Genomic DNA, 17,034 nt, shown 5'->3' with positions numbered 1-17,034 from the left:
ATGGCTAAAGATTTTATTCTACCCGATATCGGTGAAGGTATCGTTGAGTGTGAAGTGGTTGAATGGCTCGTTGCTGTAGGTGACGAAGTGAAAGAAGATCAGCCAATCTGCGATGTAATGACCGACAAAGCGTTAGTACAAATTCCAGCAGTGCACAATGGTGTTATCACCGAGCTTTATTACGCCAAAGGCGACATAGCGAAAGTTCACGCACCTTTATTTGCCATGGATGTTGCTGGTGAAGCATCTACTGCTGATGTTGCGGCCGCTGAGCCAACGCAATCAGCGCCACAGCAGGTGCAACCAGCGCAAAGTGGCTCAGCTCTTGAAGATTTCATTCTTCCAGATATCGGTGAAGGTATTGTGGAATGTGAGATTGTCGAGTGGCTGGTTAGTGAAGGCGATGATATCAAAGAAGATCAGCCGGTCTGTGATGTTATGACCGACAAGGCACTCGTACAAATCCCCGCAAAATATGATGGTAAAGTAATGAAGCTCTACTATCAAAAAGGGGATATTGCCAAGGTGCATAGCCCACTGTTTCAAATGGAAATTTCAGGCTCCGGTGCTGCACCAACGCAAAACAGTGCGCCACAGCACAGTGCTTCAACCCCAGTTGTGGCTAATGAAAACAAGCCATCGAGTGAGCCTGTCGCACAGGGTAAAGCGTTAGCTTCTCCTGCTGTTCGCCGTCGCGCACGTGAATTAGACATTGATATCAGTACCGTGCCAGGTAGTGGCAAAAATGGTCGTGTGTTCAAAGAAGATATCGATAAATTTATTGCTAATAAAGGCGCTACAACCGACACCGGTGCGGCCAATGTATCTGCAGCACCAGCTACAGTGGTATCTGGTGGAACGCGTGTGGAGCCAATTAAAGGCATGAAAGCGGCAATGGCCAAACAAATGGTTGCGTCTGTTTCTACTATTCCACACTTTACGTATAGCGATGAGATTGACTTAACTGACTTGATTGCTCTGCGAGGCTCGCTAAAAGAGCAGTATAAGCAACAAGGCGTTAAGTTGACCATGATGCCGTTTTTCATTAAGGCGCTATCATTGGCAATCAAAGAGTTCCCAGTGCTCAATTCTCAGGTAAACGAAGAATGTACTGAGCTAACTTACTTTGATGACCATAACATTGGGATGGCGGTAGATTCTAAGTTAGGTTTACTTGTGCCTAATGTGAAGCAAGTACAAAACAAATCAATTGTTGATGTAGCCAATGAAGTGACTCGTCTTACTGACAGTGCACGTGAAGGTCGTGTGTCACCAGCAGACTTGAAATCAGGCACTATCTCAATTTCAAATATTGGTGCTATAGGTGGTACGACTGCAACGCCTATTATCAACAAACCAGAAGTAGCAATTGTTGCTTTAGGCAAGGTGCAACAACTTCCGCGCTTTAATGCCAAAGGGGAAGTAGAGGCGCGTTCAATCATGCAAGTGAGTTGGTCAGGCGACCACCGTGTGATTGACGGTGGCACAATTGCCCGCTTCAACAACTTATGGAAGGAATACCTAGAGCAACCAACAAAAATGTTGATGGCAATGAGTTAATTAACTCACAGTCTTGTTGTTAAAAAAACCAGCTTCGGCTGGTTTTTTTTATGGGAAATATAGAATATTATTTGTAAGCCTTATGTTAATGAGGTCTCGGCGTGAACAATGCGTTCTGTGCGAGTCGGAAGTAACAAAAACAAATTAGGAAAAACTATGAAATATTTTATGGATGCGCTGAAGCAGTATGCTGATTTTTCTGGTCGTACACGCCGCAAAGGTTATTGGATGTTCATCTTGTTCTATCTGATTTTTGCTATTGTAGCGGGAGTGTTAGATGCTGTTCTGGGCTTTGAAACAATGCTATTAACTAACGTCTATTCACTGGCTCTACTTATCCCAAGTTTTGCAATTGGTGCGCGTCGTCTGCACGACACTGGCCGTTCTGGTTGGTGGCAGCTACTGTATTTGTTGCCTATCATCGGTGCTATCGTATTGATTATTTTCTTCGTGCAAGACTCTCAAGCTGGTGACAACGATTTTGGTGCAAACCCAAAAGAAGCAGCGAGTGAAGCAGCGGCTTAATGTGTATTTGATATAGAATAAAAAAGCCGGCAATGCCGGCTTTTTTGTGCGCTTATTTACGCTGGAATTCAGAGCTGCTGTACCACGCTGGCCACTGCTCTTGTTGTGATACGTCAAAACCTACTTTGTAGAACAGTTGTAAGTCTTGTACTGCACCTGACAAATCCCATTCATCGCGATAGCGATCACACGGTTGGTGATAACAGCCACGTAACACTAAGCTCATACGCTTACGGTATTGCTCTGTTTCTTCGTCACGAGCTTCGCTGCCGCCGCCGGCATACATTGCTGGCACACCCATGTTCGCAAAGGCGAAGTGATCCGAGCGATAGTAACCGCCAGAGCTTGGTTTAGGGTCGCCAGATACTACGCGGTCTTGTAGTTTGGCAGCTTCACCTAGCATGTTATCTAGCTCAGATTTACCCATACCAACGACGCTGATGTCTTTTACTTTACCGAGTAAGTTCAGGCTATCCATGTTGATATTAGCAACCGTTTTGTCTTGCGGGATAATTGGGTTCGCCGCATAGTATTTCGCACCTAGTAGGCCTTGCTCCTCAGCAGTTACCGCAAGGAAGGTCATTGAACGGTTAGGGTTACGTGGCAATTTAGTAAATGCTTCAGCCACTTCGATCATGCCGCCTGTGCCGGTCGCATTATCGTGGGCACCATTATATATTTGGTCGCCTTTACGGGTTTTATCCGTGCCTAAGTGATCCCAATGCGCAGAGTAAATCACATGTTCTTGTGGCTTCTCGCTGCCCGGAAGTGTTGCGATAAAGTTATAAGACACAGACTTTTTGATTTCACTGTGCACTTCAACACTCGCAGTTAAATCACCCATATCAACGTTGTATGCGCCTTGCGCCGCACGCTCTTTGGCTGCATCAAAATCTAAACCTGCTTTGGCAAAAAGCTCTTTGGCAACATCAACGGTTACCCAACCCTCAACAGCAACACGGTCCATGTTGTTATTTTCTTTTTGGAAACCAAACTGAGGTCCGCTCCACGAGTTTTCAACAACAGACCAAGGGTAAGAAGCAGGTGCCGTCTCATGAACGATAATTGCACCGGCAGCGCCTTGGCGGCTAGCTTCTTCATACTTGTAAGTCCAACGACCGTAATAGGTCATGGCATCACCAGTAAATAAATCAGGGTTTTTCGTTGCAAAACCCGGATCGTTTACCAGCATAACCACTGTTTTACCTTTTACATCTAAGCCTTCGTAGTCGTTCCAGTTGTATTCCGGCGCATTGACACCGTAGCCAACGAATACAAGCTCTGACTCTTTAATAGACTCATGTGCACTGATGCGGCTTGTGCCCATAACCATGTCAGTTTTGTACTTGTATTGCTTGCCACCGATGTCCAATGTCATGTCTGGATTTGCTTCGATAGAGACCAGAGGGACTTCTTGTAGGAAGCTATCACCATTTCCAGGCTGATAGCCAAGTGCGGTAAATTGCTCAGTAAGGTACGCCAGAGTAAGCTCTTCGCCTTTAGTTGAAGGAGCACGGCCACCGAATTCGTCCGATGCAAGTGTCTTAACATGCTCTGCAAGTTGTTCAGCGTTGATGCTGTTCCATCCTGCCATTACGTCGTCATTTGTTATTTGTGTGCTCGCACAGCCGGCAAGAATGCCTGCGCTGAGAAGCGTAAGAGGGAAATAGCGCTTCATAGTTCTACATTTTATTGCTCAAAAGAAGTGACCCAGTATAAGGATAGCGATGAAAATTCACCAGTTTTTGCGCTAAACTACGCAAAATTTACGGTTAGTACAGACAATAATGAAACGTTTTACCCCTTTCGAACACTGGCAGACTGATTGTTTACGATCTGGAGCGTTTGCAGATTTGAATGTGATGTTTGCTTTGTGTGAGCACCCACAGTGGCCATCCTTGGTGTCACTCAACCAACACAGTGTAAAGAATAGCCAAGGCAAGCCTCTTGAATTCATTGCTAATGAAGAGTTTGAACAAGATGGTCGCTACTACGAAACTTTTATTTACGAAACAGGCAAGGTTCCGACGCGCTTGCAAAACTGGCACGACCTATTTGGTGCGTATATTTGGCGGCTGTTTCCAAAGACGAAAGCCTTACTTAATAGGCTGCACATCGAAGAAATGGCAGTGCAACCGTGTGCTCAGCGCAGTAAAAAGCGTAACGCCTTAACACTGTTCGATGAGTGCGCGGTAATACTGGCTGTCACAGATGATAGTTGGGCTGATGCATTTCGTAATCATCAATGGCAGGAGGTGTTCGTTGAGCGCCGTGGTGATTGGTATGACGGTACCCAAGGTTCAATACGAGCTTATACCTTTGGCCACGCTAATTATGAAATGCTCACGCAGCCATTTATCGGTCTCACGGGTAAAGCGTTGTTTGTTAAGGTAGCCGCAGATATATTTTGTAAAGATTTAAGTGCCCAATATGCCTACCTAGATGAACGCCTGTATGAGATGATAGCGACCGATAATGTGTTAGCTGATAACCGTGCTTTATCACCGCTACCATTACTTGGTGTGCCATATTGGCACCAAGCCAACATAGACCCAACGTTTTATGCAAACACGGACTACTTTAGACCAAAACGAAGGAACAAGAATAATGATAAAGGTGAACGGGCTTAAGAAGAAGTTCAAGCTCACTAAGGATCATAAAAAAGAGGTGTCACAAGCCCAGCAAGATCCCCGCGAAGACAAGGAATATTTTCACTCGGTGCGCGATGTGCACTTCCACTGCGAACAAGGTGAAGTGCTCGGGCTATTAGGACCGAATGGCGCAGGTAAAACGACCACGTTACGAATGCTTTCGACAGCTTTAAAACCCGACGAGGGCAGCATTGAAGTCGGTGGCGTAGACCTTGTTAAAAAGCCGCTTGCTGGTCGCAAAGCCATTGGCTTTTTATCTGGCTCAACTGGGCTGTATGGCCGTTTAACCGCAAAAGAAAATGTTGAATACTTTGCCAAACTCCATGGCTTAAAGGGCGCAGCATTAAAGGCGCGTTGTGACGAACTGTTTACCATGCTAGATATGCATAGTTTCTTAGATAAGCGTGCTGATAATCTGTCTACAGGGATGAAGCAAAAAACAAATATCGCGCGCGCGGTCGTACATCAACCTAAAGTGGTGATCCTCGATGAACCGACCACAGGTTTGGACATCATGACCACTCAGACAGTAATTAACTTTATAAAAAGCCTTAAAGAGCAGGGCACACCCGTGGTGTTTTCGACTCACCATTTAGATGAAGTTGCACTGCTGTGTGACCGAGTCTCGGTTATCGATCAGGGGATCACCTGTTTTGATGGCACTTTAGATGCGTTTAAGGCAACAGGACAAAGCGATGAGTTAAATCGCGCGTTTATGAATATTCTTGAGGGACATCGTAATGTTTGAGGTTTTTTTAAAGGAAATTAAAGAGCTACTTCGTGACAGAAAGACATTGATGTTTGTCGTCGCATTGCCGTTGTTAATCTTTCCTGTCATTTTCGCGTTAGTTGGCTTTTTAGCATCTAAAGCGGCGATTGAGGCAGAGCAAGAGGTGCATACTTATGCCATCGTTAATGCGCACTATGCACAGCCTTTTAGTGATGAAGTGTTTTATCACAAAAGTTTCAAGGCGTTAGATAAAGAACATAACTACACAAGTGTTGACGATCTAAAAGCGGCTGTGGAAGCGGGCGACATTGATGTAGGTATCTATATTCCCAGTGACGCACAATCCGCTCTGTATCAAGGTGAACAGAGCCAATGGCAAATCATCTTTAACGACGCGCAAGCTATCAACTTCTTGTTCACTAACTTAAAGGAAGTGGCTGACAAGTATGCTAAAAAGCTCCAAAGCGCAAAGTTAGTAGAACTCGGGGTGAGCGCTGAGGCGCAAAAGGCGCTGTTGCAACCTATTGTCCTTGAGAAGGTCAACACCGCTGATCAGCGCGAGAATATAGGTGAGAAAATCGGTGCGTATATTCCGTATTTGTTACTGCCGCTAGTACTCACGGGTGCTATGTATCCTGCGATTGACTTAGGGGCGGGCGAGAAAGAGCGAGGTACACTTGAGACCTTGTTGTTAACGCCGTTATCACGTACGCAAGTGGTGTTAGGTAAATTTTTAACGGTATTTTGCAGTGGTATCACCAGTGCGCTGGTCACTGTATTGAGTTTTGGCTTATGGATAACCCTAGCCGGCACGTTTATCGAGCTGGATATGCTCAAAGAAGCGTTTGGGTCTGTGATGGCGACGGATTTACTCTTAATTCTGTTGTTACTTATTCCAGTCGCGGCGATTTTTGGCTCGCTTGCACTGACCATCTCAATTTACGCACGTAGCTTTAAAGAAGCGCAGAACTACATGTCGCCGCTATCCTTTTTGATGTTTATTCCTATCATTGTGGCGATTATGCCTAACATGGAACTGAACGCGAGAACGGCGTTAATCCCAATCACGAACATATGTTTGGCGATTAAAGAGATCATCAAGGGTACGGTTGACTTGGGACTTGTTGGGTTGATTTTTGTTGCCACAGCGGTTCTTGCGGGCGCATTACTGGCATTTTGTACTTACTGGTTTAATCGTGAGGATGTATTGTTCCGTTAAACACTGTAATAACTAGTCCTGAAATGGCTGCTAACGCTATTTGGGACTAAAAAAGGCCGCACAGATGTGCGGCCTTTTTATGTGCGATTAACACTTACACTTTTTGTTCTGCTGGTTGTTCGCTTAGCGTTGCTTCATGATCGGTGCCTTCGTCTTTACGACCTTCGCGCTCCCAATACTTCGCTTTGAAGTTAAACAACACCAACACAATACCTACACCAATGCTAAATAGGGCAATTTGCATGTATAGACCTGGGATTTCTTGAACGTTCTCAGGATCAAAGCTACCAGCAAGTAAACCAGAGATGATGTTGCCGATAGAGTAGGTCAATACGAATACACCCATCATTTGTCCCACGTAACGTGCTGGCGATAAGCGACTGACTGCGCTCAATGCAACTGGGCTTAGGCAGAGCTCACCAACAGTATGTAAGAAGTAGGTAGTGATGAGCCAGTAAGGCGCAACTTTTAGACCGTCAGCAGCGTATTGTGCGGCAAAGAACATGACCAAAAAGCCTGTTGCCATGATGATCAAGCCAACGGCACACTTAACGCTATACGATGGCGTGATCATACGTTTTGCGAGGTTAATCCACAGCGCCGCAAAAAATGGTGACAGGATGATAATGAAAAATGCGTTAGCTGATTGGAACCAAGCAGTGGGTATCTCAAACGTTCCAATGAGGCGGTCCGTATAATCACGGGCAAATAGGTTTAATGATGAGCCTGCTTGTTCAAAACCAGACCAAAAACATGCAGAAGCAACACAGACTAAAAATAGTGCCCACATACGTTTTTTCTCTGCATCATTTAGCTCACCCATGAAATAGATGTAGCCAAAATAAACAAAGAAGGTAATGGTAAATACCACTGCAACAGAACCTGCCAGTGCCACTGGGTTAATCACAAACCAGCCTTGATATGCACCAATAACGGTTAAGGTAACACCCGCAATGAACGCAGCAATGAGCGTCCAGGTAATTGACTTACCTTTTGCTGATAGAGGATTTGCTGGTGCGTCGTTAATGCCCGCGATGTTGCTTTGGGTCATACGGTATTGCACCAAACCTATGGCCATACCGACTGCAGCAGCACCAAAAGCCCAATGCCAACCCACATTTTCCATGAAATAGCCACACACCATGTAGCCTATTACAGAGCCGATATTAATGCCCATGTAGTAAATGGCATAGCCACTGTCACGGCGCTCATCTTCAGAGCTGTATAGTTGGCCAACCAGAGCACTGATATTTGGCTTGAGTAAGCCAGTACCGGTAGCTACAAAAATTAGGCCTATAAAAAAGGAACTAGGATGAGGAATGGCCAGAATGATGTGACCACACATGATAATGATACCGCCGTACCATACCGTTTTTTGCCCACCAAAGAGGCGATCTGATAGCCAGCCACCAGGAAGGCCTAGGAAATATACGGCACCCGTATATAAGCCATAGATCGCTGCCGCTGAGACTACGGTGAAAGCGAGACCTTGCTCTTGTAGCGATGCGGTCATAAACAACACTAACATGGCACGCATGCCATAGTAGCTCATACGTTCCCACATTTCCGTAAAGAATAGGGTAGATAGTCCCTTGGGATGACCAAAAAATGCGGTATCCAAATTAGATTTTCCAGCCGCGCTAGGCTGCGCGTTGGAAGACGTTTGCTCGTCAGACATAGTTCACTTCCATTATTGTCGTTATAGTGAACAATTATTAGTACGTGATTTACTGTTTAGTTGCAACCGCTGCGGGGTAAAGTGTGCATATTTGTCGATGGCCGACAGAAGTATTCATGCTGTCCGTGGTGCTTTGAGTGCGCGCGTAATACATGTCTAAGTACACCTAGCAATCGGCACATTATTTAGCTTGCCTCTTATTTATTACGACTTCTCACTCTATAGATTAATGATATTTTTGTATGTACCGTGATGAGTGCTGACTTAATTTGTTCAAGACTATTAAAACACCAGTCGATAAGCATCGAAGCGCTATGTCACTGTGTGCTCATAAGTAATGCCACCTTAAAAATTAGCGTGTTGCACTTTGTGCCGTTTTAGGAGTCTAAATATTTGGGTGTGTTACATTCTTTGTATCTGACTTGGATATCAAATTTAAAAGTGGGCAGCTAAAGGGAACAGATGCGAGTAACGCGCTAATAAATGATGCCTAACGTGTTTTGCCAAACGAAGGAGTGATAGTGATATTAACAACGCGGTTTATAGAAGTGACGAAGACGCTAAGCATGATGGCGATGTTGTATTTTCTTTGCGCTTGCAAAAGTACACAAGGATCTGCACATCATTTTGTTGGTGTTGAGTTATTAAACGTGACAGAACAAGCAGTTGAAGATGTTAAACTGCGCGATGTGGAGTCGGGAGGACAGGTGAGTTGTACACACATCGAGGCCAACACAGCGTGCGGAACGCTCTTTCCCAGCCACGATTATCATGGTCAACCCATACAATTAAGTTATAAGTACGGCCATCAATTTGTGACTCATGAGTTTCATGTTGATGCGCCTGTATCGACAACGCACCCATATCGGGTTTATATTCGTATAACTGATAATAAGCCCGATGTATCGGTGGTGAAACATAATGCTCATTAGCATCATTTTCGCATACAGCAGTGACGAGCATACACCTCAGGTCACCGTTTGTAGTGGTAATCGAAATAATATGTAGGAGGTGCATATGCGTATGATTATTATATTGGTGTGTGTACTTGGGTTAAGCGCATGCCAAGAGCAAGATGAAAGTGTGTTACTTAAATCGGATATTGATATGACCAACCCTGCCTTAGCATTTTGTGTGAATCAAGGTGGTCAGGTGTTAGTCGACGAACAAATGCAGGATATGTACTTTTGCAAACTTGATAATGGTTCCAAAGTGGAAGCATGGGAATTCTATCGTGATTATCAATAACTAGTAGCAAGTGTATTAGACAAAGTGAGCATGCTATCTAGCCCGCGAGGAAGGTTATTTATTTAATTTAATTGTTACAATACAACGATTTACAGATACTAAAAAGCCAGTCGTTTTTGACTGGCTTTTTGCTTTTATCGGTTAGCGGCAATTACGCTGCACTGAGTTGCTCGACAATGAAGCTGACTGCTTGGTCAATATCAAGCATAAATTTCTCGCCAGTACGGCGGTTTTTAAGTTCAACTTGGTTGTTATCGAGGTTACGCTCACCAATGACCAGCGTAAACGGCACACCTAGTAGTTCCATATCGTTAAACATGACACCTGGGCGCTCTTTACGGTCATCAAAGAGCACATCTACGCCTGCTTGCTGTAACTCGCTATAAAAGCGCTCAGCGATGTCAGGAATACGATGTGACTTGTGCATGTTCATAGGCACAATCGCTAACTCAAATGGGGCAATGTTTTTAGGCCAGATAATGCCGTATTTATCATTGTTTTGCTCAATAGCGGCAGCAACAACGCGTGATACACCGATACCGTAACAGCCCATAGTCATGGTTTGGTTTTTACCATCTTCACCGAGTACACCCGCATTCATTGCTTGTGAGTACTTGGTACCCAGTTGGAAAATATGACCAACTTCGATACCACGCTTGATGCTTAGAGTGCCTTTACCACATGGGCTAGGATCACCTTCTACAACGTTACGGATATCTTCAACACGATAGTTAGTTACGTCGCGATCCCAGTTAATACCGCTGTAGTGAACATCATCAGTATTCGCTCCAGCTACAAAGTCAGCCATCACCGCTGCGCTTCTATCAACGATAATTGGTACATTGAGTCCAACAGGACCTAGTGAGCCCGGACGCGCACCAACAGTGGCCACGATGTCTTCTTCTTTGGCCATTTCCAGTGGTGAAAATACGCCTTCAAGCTTTTCTGCTTTTAGTTCATTTAGCTCATGATCTCCGCGCACAACGAGTGCTACAAGGCCACGCTCACCTTGTTCATTCTCTTGGCCATAAACAAATAGCGTTTTAACACCGCGGTGCGCTTTAACACCGTAATGCTCTTTTAGCTCAGCAATGGTCTTCGCGTTCGGTGTATCGAATTTTTGTAGCTCTTTGCTCGGAGCAGGGCGCGCTTCAGTGGGGGCTAAAGCTTCAGCTTTTTCAATGTTCGCGGCGTAGTCACTGCCGTCGCTAAATGCAATAGCATCTTCACCTGATTCAGCAAGTACGTGGAATTCGTGCGAGAAACTACCACCAATTGACCCTGTGTCTGCTAAAACAGGGCGGTAGTCTAGGCCGAGTCGGTCGAAGATATTGCAATACGCTTGATGCAACTTTTCATAGGTCTGCGCTAAGCACTCATCGTTTAAGTGGAATGAATACGCATCTTTCATCATGAACTCACGTGAGCGCATGATACCAAAGCGAGGGCGGATCTCATCACGCACCTTGGTTTGGATTTGGTATAGCGTGATCGGTAGCTGTTTGTAACTGCTGATCTCACGACGAATGCAATCTGTGATTACTTCCTCATGAGTAGGGCCTAGTGCAAACGGACGCTTGTGTCTGTCTTCGATGCGCAGAAGTTCAGGGCCGTATTGTTCCCAACGACCAGATTCTTGCCAAAGCTCCGCGGGCTGAATGATGGGCATCAACATTTCAATCGCACCGGCTTTGTTCATCTCTTCGCGAACAATATTTTCTACTTTTTTAAGTACTTTTACACCGGTTGGAAGCCAGGTGTATAGGCCTGAAGCCAATTTGCGGATCATACCGGCACGCAGCATAAGCTGGTGGCTCACTACCTCGGCATCTGAAGGGGTTTCTTTCAGGGTCGCAAGTAAATACTGACTGGTACGCATGAAGGTTCCGTTTGTTATTAGTTTAAATATAAATATGGGCTGCTAGTTTAGCAGCGCAAAAGGCAAGGGCAAAGCGCTAAAGCGCAGTAATTTGCTCAACATGGTTATGCTGGCCGTCTACATGCCAACGAATATTATAGTTGTACAGGGTCATGCCATACGACTGCATTCCAGCTTTGTTCTTTTTATAGGCTGGGCGGGGGTCTTGCTGTAATACCTGAGTGATAAACTTTTTAAGCTCTAACTGTGCATCTGTGGCAGCAATAAACTGCAGCGCCTGCTCAGAAAAATCTACGGTCATTTGCGTGTGTGGGCGTGTATCAGCAAAGCCAGCACTGGCATCAAGCATGGCATCGGAATAAGGCAAATACGGCTTAATGTCGATAACTGGTGTGCCATCTAACAAGTCCACACCGCCCAAGTGCAATACCACCTTGGCGCCTTTACATTCGACTTTTAACAGTTCGACCGCACTCATACCAATGGCATTAGGTCTAAATGTTGCTCTTGTGGCGAAAACCCCTTTGCGAGCATTACCGCCTAATCGAGGTGGGCGCACCAGCGCTGAATATCCTTTATCGGCGGTTTCATGAAACCTAAACAAAACCCAAATATGAGAAAATTCTTCAATGCCGCGTACAAACTCCTCGTTGTTGAACGGCTCATCGAGGATTAATTGCGCTTTAGCACTATCTACCAATCGAGGTTGACGCGGTATAGCGAACTTTTGCTTATAAGGTGAGCGGATATGACCAATGGGTGTTATTTCAATAGGATTATTCAAGGTGCTGTATGCCGATGTACGTTGCAATTGCGCGAAAGTGTATCGGCGCTTATGGGCAAATACAAGCGCCTTTATTGACGGGAGCCACAAGTGGAGCTTAGGTTTTGTCTGCGGTTTCTTGCAGCAAGTTTTCTGTTTCGATGGCGATTTCCTTCATTCTTATCGCATATTTTTCTAGCCGCTTTTGTTCATCTGTTTTTGCTTTAAACGGCGGGACGTCGATTGGGTAGCCCGCTTGGTCCATGGCCACAAAGCTGATCACACAGTGATTTGTTTCGACCATATGCTGGGTTTTTGGGTCACCACAGCGCACTTGAATAAAAATCTGCATACTGGTGCGTCCTGTATGCGCAATGGATGCCTGTACTTCAACGAGTTGCCCAACTAATACCGGACGGCGAAACTTGACCCCAGCTACTGAGACAGTGACACAATAGTGACCACTCCAACCAGCAGCACAGGCGTAGCCTGCTTGGTCTATCCATTTCATTACCACACCGCCGTGCACCTTACCGCCAAAATTGACATCTGTTGGTTCGGCTAAAAATCTAAAAGTGACCGTTTCTTGTGGCATATGCGTTTCCTGCTTACATTATTGATTCCTAACATGAGTATAGTAAACAGCTGAATTTACGCACAAAAAAGGGGCTTACGCCCCAGTTGCAATTTAGGATGTGCTTGTTAGCACATTACATGTTTGGATAATTTGGTCCACCAGCACCTTCAGGTGTAACCCACGTGATATTCTGGCTGGGGTCTTTGATATCACAGGTCTTACAGTGCACGCAGTTCTGCGCGTTGATGACAAACTTCGGCTCACCTTCAGTGTTATCAACCTCATAGACACCCGCTGGACAGTAACGTTGAGCAGGTTCATCGAAGCGCGCTAAATTAACCGCGATCGGAATAGACGAGTCTTTTAACTGTAAATGACAAGGTTGCGATTCTTCGTGGTTAGTGTTTGATAAAAATACCGATGAAAGCTTGTCAAAGCTCAGCGTTCCATCTGGCTTAGGGTAGTCAATTTTTGCCGCTTGATCAGCTGGTAACAAGGTAGCGTAATCTGGCGTGTTATCTTCAAAAGTGAACGGCAGTTTACCACCGAAAATATTCTGATCTAAGGTGTTATAAGCCCCACCTAGGAACTTACCTAACTTGTGCATTGCTGGGCCGAAATTACGTGAGCTATGTAACTCGTCGTATACCCAAGAAGCTTTAAAGCGCGTTGCAAACTCGACTAAATCAGTGTTTGCTTGACTGTCTTTAAGTGCTTCAAAAATACTCTCGGCGGCTAACATGCCAGATTTCATGGCAGTGTGGTTACCTTTAATCTTGGCAAAGTTTAACGTTCCAGCATCACAGCCAACCAACAGGCCCCCAGGGAAGTGCATCTTAGGTAAAGAGTGCAGGCCACCTTTTGCAATAGCGCGTGCGCCATAGGCTAAGCGTTTGCCGCCATTGAGAACATCTGCAAACACTGGGTGATGTTTCATGCGCTGGAATTCATCAAACGGACTTAAATGCGGGTTAGAGTAGTTCAAATCGACAATGAGTCCGACAACGACTTGGTTATTTTCACTGTGATACATAAATGCACCACCTGTAGTGTCACCACTTAGAGGCCAACCGGTACCATGAACGACTTTGCCTTGTTGATGTTTGTTTCCCTCGACTTCCCAAATTTCTTTAAAGCCAATCCCGTAATGTTGTACAGAGCTGTCTTTGTCTAGTGCAAACTGGTTGATCAACTGTTTACCCAAGTGTCCGCGACAGCCTTCAGCAAATACTGTGTACTTGGCTCGCAATTCCATGCCGGGCATATAACCAGGTTTTTCGTTGCCATCTTTATCGAGGCCCATATCACCTGTTACTACGCCTTTAACCACATCATCTTCGATAATCACAGAATGAGCGCTAAAGCCTGGGAAAATTTCCACACCAAGCTGTTCAGCTTGTTCTGCTAGAAAGCGACATACATTTCCCATAGAAACAATATAGTTACCATCGTTTCTAAAGGTTTTAGGCGCCATTACGTGTGGAATGGTCTTGGCGCTTTTTTCATCACCGAACCATAATATTTGGTCTTCTGTTACCGCTGTTGTTACTGGAGCACCTAATTCCTTCCAGTTCGGTAGTAGTTCATCGAGTGCTTTGGTCTCAAATACAGCACCTGACAAGATATGTGCGCCCACTTCTGAGCCTTTTTCTACCACACATATCATTAGTTCTTTTTGTTCTTCTTGTGCAAGCTGCGCAAGTTTAATGGCGCTGGCAAGACCGCTAGGTCCTGCACCTACGATCACCACGTCAAATTCCATGGTCTCACGTTCTACCATAATAATCCCCTGCTATTGATGACGGTAAAGTGTTACGAAATGCAAATTAATCGTTACACAAAAGATAGTGTGACAAGGTTATTTTAGGTTGACGTTTACGTCAACAGGAAGTACGCTGATTTCATCAAAATAATTAAGTTTACGTTTACGTCAGGTTGTGGCCGTAGCAGAGTGATTACGCAGGCTTAGGCCAATTTGCCACGATTTCCTGAGACTCTAGTAGGAGCAAATATGAAAGTATTAGTGCCCATTAAGCGCGTTATCGATTACAACGTAAAGGTGCGCGTAAAGGCAGATAAAACAGATGTTGATCTCGCAAATGTTAAAATGGCGATGAATCCATTTTGTGAAATCGCCATTGAAGAAGCGATTCGTCTTAAAGAAGCGGGTAAAGCAACTGAAGTAGTTGCGGTAACTATTGGTGATAAATCGTCACAAGAGCAACTTCGCACTGCATTAGCGCTGGGCGCTGATAGTGCTATCCATATTGAAACAGACGAAAAGCTTGATTCTCTTCATGTTGCTAAGCTTCTAGACAAGCTCATCGATGAGCAACAACCTGACTTAGTGATCCTAGGTAAACAAAGTATCGATTCAGACAACAACCAAACAGGGCAAATGCTAGGCGCATTGCGTGGTTGGCCACAAGGTACATTCGCATCAAAAGTTGAGCTAAACGATGGCAAAGTAAATGTCACTCGTGAAGTAGATGGTGGTTTACAAACGGTCGCTCTAAATCTTCCTGCAATCGTGACAACAGACTTGCGCCTTAACGAGCCGCGCTATGCGTCATTGCCAAACATCATGAAAGCGAAGCGTAAGCCTCTAGATGTGAAAGCAGCGGCTGATATGGGTGTTGACCTGGCAGCGCGCGTTCAATTGGTAACAGTTGAAGAGCCAAGCCAACGTCAAGCAGGTGAGATTGTTGAAGATGTAGCAACGCTTGTTAACAAGCTAAAAACTGAAGCGAAGGTGGTGTCATGAAAACATTAGTTATTGCTGAGCACGAATACGGTCAATTAAAGCCAGAAACAGCTAAAACGATTACCGCTGCAACAAAAGTTGGCGGTGATATTGATGTTTTAATCATGGGTGAAAACCTTAGTGATGCCGCTAATGCTGCAAGCAGCATTGATGGCGTTAGCCGCGTGCTTGTTGCCGACAATGCGGTATACGCTCACCAGCTTGCTGAAAATTGTGCTGATTTAGTTGTGGCAATGAGCGAAGGTTACACTCACATTTTCGCCAGTGCGACGACCACGGGTAAAAATATGATGCCACGTGTGGCAGCGCTGTTGGATAAAGCACAAATCTCCGACATTATCGATGTAGTAGACGCGGATACATTCAAACGTCCTATCTACGCAGGTAACGCAATCGCGACTGTAAAATCACTTGAATCAGTGCACGTTGTGACTGTTCGCTCAAGTGCGTTTGATGTTGCACAGCAGGGCAACAGTGCACCTATCGAGACGGTTGACCATGTTGTTGCTTCACAGATCAGCTCATTTGTAGCCAATGAGCAAACAGAATCAGAGCGTCCAGAGCTAACCGCTGCAGATGTGATTATTTCTGGTGGTCGTGGTATGCAAAACGGCGAAAACTTTAAACTGCTTGAAGGTATTGCAGATAAGCTAGGTGCTGCCATTGGTGCATCACGTGCAGCTGTTGATGCGGGCTTTGTACCAAACGACATGCAGGTAGGTCAAACAGGTAAAATCGTCGCGCCAAATTTGTACATCGCTGTTGGTATCAGCGGTGCAATTCAACACTTAGCTGGTATGAAAGATTCTAAAGTCATCGTTGCTATCAACAAAGACCCTGATGCACCTATCTTCCAAGTCGCTGATTACGGCTTGGTAGCTGATTTATTTGAAGTGTTGCCTGAGCTCGAAGCTGCTCTGTAAAACCTCGGTAACTCAAACAAACATTAAGCTTGCGTTAATTCATTTTGACGCAAGCTTTTTTTATGAAATCACAGCAAGGATAGGGTATGAAAAAAGTGATTTTGTTGGCGGGGCTTCTGAGCTCTTCCGTAGTAAACGCTGGGCAAAGTTTTCGTTTGTTAGATGGTGATTTGGTTCATACAGGTATGACAAAAATTGAAGTCCTTGATAAGTTGGGACAACCATTGATTATGGATGTAGAAACTGTCGGTGTTGACCAAGGAGAAGGGCTCAAGGGCAAGAAGGTTGAGTCGTGGTCATACCGTTTAGATGGTTCAATTGGTGGTGAATATCTCGTAACGGTCACTTTCAAAGGCGATAAAGCTACAAGCATCAACTCGATTCAAAGAAATAGATATGACTAGTCCTGAAATAAGTTGACACTTATTTTGATTAAAACGCCTGATGTACTTCATCGGGCGTTTTGTATTTTAGGGCCATGTGTGGCCTCCTCTTATTATAGGTTGCTACTGACTCT

The 17,034-nt window shown here is 45.0% G+C and carries 16 protein-coding genes; 10 read left to right on the top strand and 6 right to left on the bottom strand.

Annotation, left to right across the window (positions count from 1 at the left end):
• Both AAEU32_RS13130 and AAEU32_RS13125 read left to right on the top strand, forming a co-directional pair.
• Nucleotides 1–1,560 (top strand): dihydrolipoyllysine-residue acetyltransferase, encoded by a 1,560-nt coding sequence (locus AAEU32_RS13130; RefSeq protein WP_421970990.1) that lies wholly within the window; start codon nucleotides 1–3, stop codon nucleotides 1,558–1,560.
• A gap of 156 nt (nucleotides 1,561–1,716) precedes the next feature.
• Entirely contained in the window at nucleotides 1,717–2,085 is a 369-nt protein-coding gene (locus AAEU32_RS13125; RefSeq protein ID WP_421970989.1) for a DUF805 domain-containing protein, read from the top strand.
• Nucleotides 2,086–2,137: 52 nt separating this feature from the next.
• Here AAEU32_RS13125 and AAEU32_RS13120 read toward each other — a convergent pair whose 3' ends face one another.
• Nucleotides 2,138–3,763 carry a M28 family metallopeptidase gene (locus AAEU32_RS13120; RefSeq protein ID WP_421970988.1) on the bottom strand — a complete coding sequence of 542 codons (1,626 nt, stop codon included), beginning with the start codon at nucleotides 3,761–3,763 and terminating at the stop codon, nucleotides 2,138–2,140.
• A gap of 109 nt (nucleotides 3,764–3,872) precedes the next feature.
• Here AAEU32_RS13120 and AAEU32_RS13115 point away from each other — a divergent pair, with 109 nt between their 5' ends.
• Genes AAEU32_RS13115 through AAEU32_RS13105 form a run of 3 tightly spaced genes read left to right on the top strand, consistent with a single transcriptional unit; the run spans nucleotide 3,873 to nucleotide 6,685 of the window.
• Nucleotides 3,873–4,715 (top strand): DUF3025 domain-containing protein, encoded by an 843-nt coding sequence (locus AAEU32_RS13115; RefSeq protein WP_421970987.1) that lies wholly within the window; start codon nucleotides 3,873–3,875, stop codon nucleotides 4,713–4,715.
• Nucleotides 4,648–5,484 (top strand): ABC transporter ATP-binding protein, encoded by an 837-nt coding sequence (locus AAEU32_RS13110; RefSeq protein ID WP_421970986.1) that lies wholly within the window; start codon nucleotides 4,648–4,650, stop codon nucleotides 5,482–5,484. The genes AAEU32_RS13115 and AAEU32_RS13110 overlap by 68 nt, the downstream gene beginning before the upstream one ends.
• On the top strand, nucleotides 5,477–6,685 hold the full coding sequence (locus AAEU32_RS13105) for an ABC transporter permease (RefSeq protein ID WP_421970985.1): 1,209 nt from the start codon (nucleotides 5,477–5,479) through the stop codon (nucleotides 6,683–6,685). The genes AAEU32_RS13110 and AAEU32_RS13105 overlap by 8 nt, the downstream gene beginning before the upstream one ends.
• 94 nt (nucleotides 6,686–6,779) lie before the next feature.
• On the opposite strand, the gene AAEU32_RS13100 is transcribed toward AAEU32_RS13105, so the two are convergent.
• Nucleotides 6,780–8,363, bottom strand: a complete 1,584-nt coding sequence (locus AAEU32_RS13100; protein ID WP_421970984.1) for a peptide MFS transporter — start codon at nucleotides 8,361–8,363, stop codon at nucleotides 6,780–6,782.
• 521 nt (nucleotides 8,364–8,884) lie between these two features.
• On the opposite strand from AAEU32_RS13100, the gene AAEU32_RS13095 reads away from it, so the two are divergent.
• Together AAEU32_RS13095 and AAEU32_RS13090 are read left to right on the top strand one after the other, a co-directional pair.
• Entirely contained in the window at nucleotides 8,885–9,295 is a 411-nt protein-coding gene (locus tag AAEU32_RS13095; RefSeq protein WP_421970983.1) for a hypothetical protein, read from the top strand.
• An 85-nt stretch (nucleotides 9,296–9,380) separates the two neighbouring features.
• Nucleotides 9,381–9,611 (top strand): putative hemolysin, encoded by a 231-nt coding sequence (locus AAEU32_RS13090; RefSeq protein WP_421970982.1) that lies wholly within the window; start codon nucleotides 9,381–9,383, stop codon nucleotides 9,609–9,611.
• Nucleotides 9,612–9,762: 151 nt separating this feature from the next.
• On the opposite strand, the gene AAEU32_RS13085 is transcribed toward AAEU32_RS13090, so the two are convergent.
• The 4 genes from AAEU32_RS13085 to AAEU32_RS13070 all read right to left on the bottom strand — a co-directional run bounded on the left by AAEU32_RS13085 (nucleotide 9,763) and on the right by AAEU32_RS13070 (nucleotide 14,610).
• Entirely contained in the window at nucleotides 9,763–11,490 is a 1,728-nt protein-coding gene (locus tag AAEU32_RS13085; protein WP_421970981.1) for a proline--tRNA ligase, read from the bottom strand.
• A 76-nt stretch (nucleotides 11,491–11,566) separates the two neighbouring features.
• Nucleotides 11,567–12,274, bottom strand: coding sequence for a tRNA (N6-threonylcarbamoyladenosine(37)-N6)-methyltransferase TrmO (gene tsaA / locus AAEU32_RS13080; protein WP_421970980.1), 708 nt, complete (start codon nucleotides 12,272–12,274; stop codon nucleotides 11,567–11,569).
• Nucleotides 12,275–12,371: 97 nt separating this feature from the next.
• Nucleotides 12,372–12,848, bottom strand: a complete 477-nt coding sequence (locus AAEU32_RS13075) for an acyl-CoA thioesterase (RefSeq protein ID WP_421970979.1) — start codon at nucleotides 12,846–12,848, stop codon at nucleotides 12,372–12,374.
• Between the two features lie 115 nt (nucleotides 12,849–12,963).
• Nucleotides 12,964–14,610, bottom strand: a complete 1,647-nt coding sequence (locus AAEU32_RS13070; RefSeq protein ID WP_421970978.1) for an electron transfer flavoprotein-ubiquinone oxidoreductase — start codon at nucleotides 14,608–14,610, stop codon at nucleotides 12,964–12,966.
• Between the two features lie 231 nt (nucleotides 14,611–14,841).
• On the opposite strand from AAEU32_RS13070, the gene AAEU32_RS13065 reads away from it, so the two are divergent.
• The 3 genes from AAEU32_RS13065 to AAEU32_RS13055 all read left to right on the top strand — a co-directional run bounded on the left by AAEU32_RS13065 (nucleotide 14,842) and on the right by AAEU32_RS13055 (nucleotide 16,921).
• On the top strand, nucleotides 14,842–15,594 hold the full coding sequence (locus AAEU32_RS13065) for an electron transfer flavoprotein subunit beta/FixA family protein (RefSeq protein WP_421970977.1): 753 nt from the start codon (nucleotides 14,842–14,844) through the stop codon (nucleotides 15,592–15,594).
• Complete coding sequence (locus AAEU32_RS13060) at nucleotides 15,591–16,517, top strand: electron transfer flavoprotein subunit alpha/FixB family protein (RefSeq protein ID WP_421970976.1); 927 nt, start codon at nucleotides 15,591–15,593, stop codon at nucleotides 16,515–16,517. The genes AAEU32_RS13065 and AAEU32_RS13060 overlap by 4 nt, the downstream gene beginning before the upstream one ends.
• Before the next feature lie 86 nt (nucleotides 16,518–16,603).
• Entirely contained in the window at nucleotides 16,604–16,921 is a 318-nt protein-coding gene (locus AAEU32_RS13055) for a hypothetical protein (protein WP_421970975.1), read from the top strand.
• Nucleotides 16,922–17,034 lie beyond the last annotated feature (113 nt).

Source organism: Pseudoalteromonas maris (assembly GCF_049257235.1).
Taxonomy (GTDB): Bacteria; Pseudomonadota; Gammaproteobacteria; order Enterobacterales; family Alteromonadaceae; genus Pseudoalteromonas.
The sequence above is the reverse complement of the archived record's forward strand: the minus strand, read 5'-3'. Positions and strand labels throughout refer to the sequence as shown.

What these genes read in the sequence shown, in the direction of transcription:
- AAEU32_RS13130 (WP_421970990.1), top strand. Translation starts at nt 1, where the DNA reads ATGGCTAAAGATTTTATTCTACCCGATATCGGTGAAGGTATCGTTGAG.
- AAEU32_RS13125 (WP_421970989.1), top strand. Translation starts at nt 1,717, where the DNA reads ATGAAATATTTTATGGATGCGCTGAAGCAGTATGCTGATTTTTCTGGT.
- AAEU32_RS13120 (WP_421970988.1), bottom strand. Translation starts at nt 3,763, where the DNA reads ATGAAGCGCTATTTCCCTCTTACGCTTCTCAGCGCAGGCATTCTTGCC.
- AAEU32_RS13115 (WP_421970987.1), top strand. Translation starts at nt 3,873, where the DNA reads ATGAAACGTTTTACCCCTTTCGAACACTGGCAGACTGATTGTTTACGA.
- AAEU32_RS13110 (WP_421970986.1), top strand. Translation starts at nt 4,648, where the DNA reads ATGCAAACACGGACTACTTTAGACCAAAACGAAGGAACAAGAATAATG.
- AAEU32_RS13105 (WP_421970985.1), top strand. Translation starts at nt 5,477, where the DNA reads ATGTTTGAGGTTTTTTTAAAGGAAATTAAAGAGCTACTTCGTGACAGA.
- AAEU32_RS13100 (WP_421970984.1), bottom strand. Translation starts at nt 8,363, where the DNA reads ATGTCTGACGAGCAAACGTCTTCCAACGCGCAGCCTAGCGCGGCTGGA.
- AAEU32_RS13090 (WP_421970982.1), top strand. Translation starts at nt 9,381, where the DNA reads ATGCGTATGATTATTATATTGGTGTGTGTACTTGGGTTAAGCGCATGC.
- AAEU32_RS13085 (WP_421970981.1), bottom strand. Translation starts at nt 11,490, where the DNA reads ATGCGTACCAGTCAGTATTTACTTGCGACCCTGAAAGAAACCCCTTCA.
- AAEU32_RS13075 (WP_421970979.1), bottom strand. Translation starts at nt 12,848, where the DNA reads ATGCCACAAGAAACGGTCACTTTTAGATTTTTAGCCGAACCAACAGAT.
- AAEU32_RS13070 (WP_421970978.1), bottom strand. Translation starts at nt 14,610, where the DNA reads ATGGTAGAACGTGAGACCATGGAATTTGACGTGGTGATCGTAGGTGCA.
- AAEU32_RS13065 (WP_421970977.1), top strand. Translation starts at nt 14,842, where the DNA reads ATGAAAGTATTAGTGCCCATTAAGCGCGTTATCGATTACAACGTAAAG.
- AAEU32_RS13060 (WP_421970976.1), top strand. Translation starts at nt 15,591, where the DNA reads ATGAAAACATTAGTTATTGCTGAGCACGAATACGGTCAATTAAAGCCA.
- AAEU32_RS13055 (WP_421970975.1), top strand. Translation starts at nt 16,604, where the DNA reads ATGAAAAAAGTGATTTTGTTGGCGGGGCTTCTGAGCTCTTCCGTAGTA.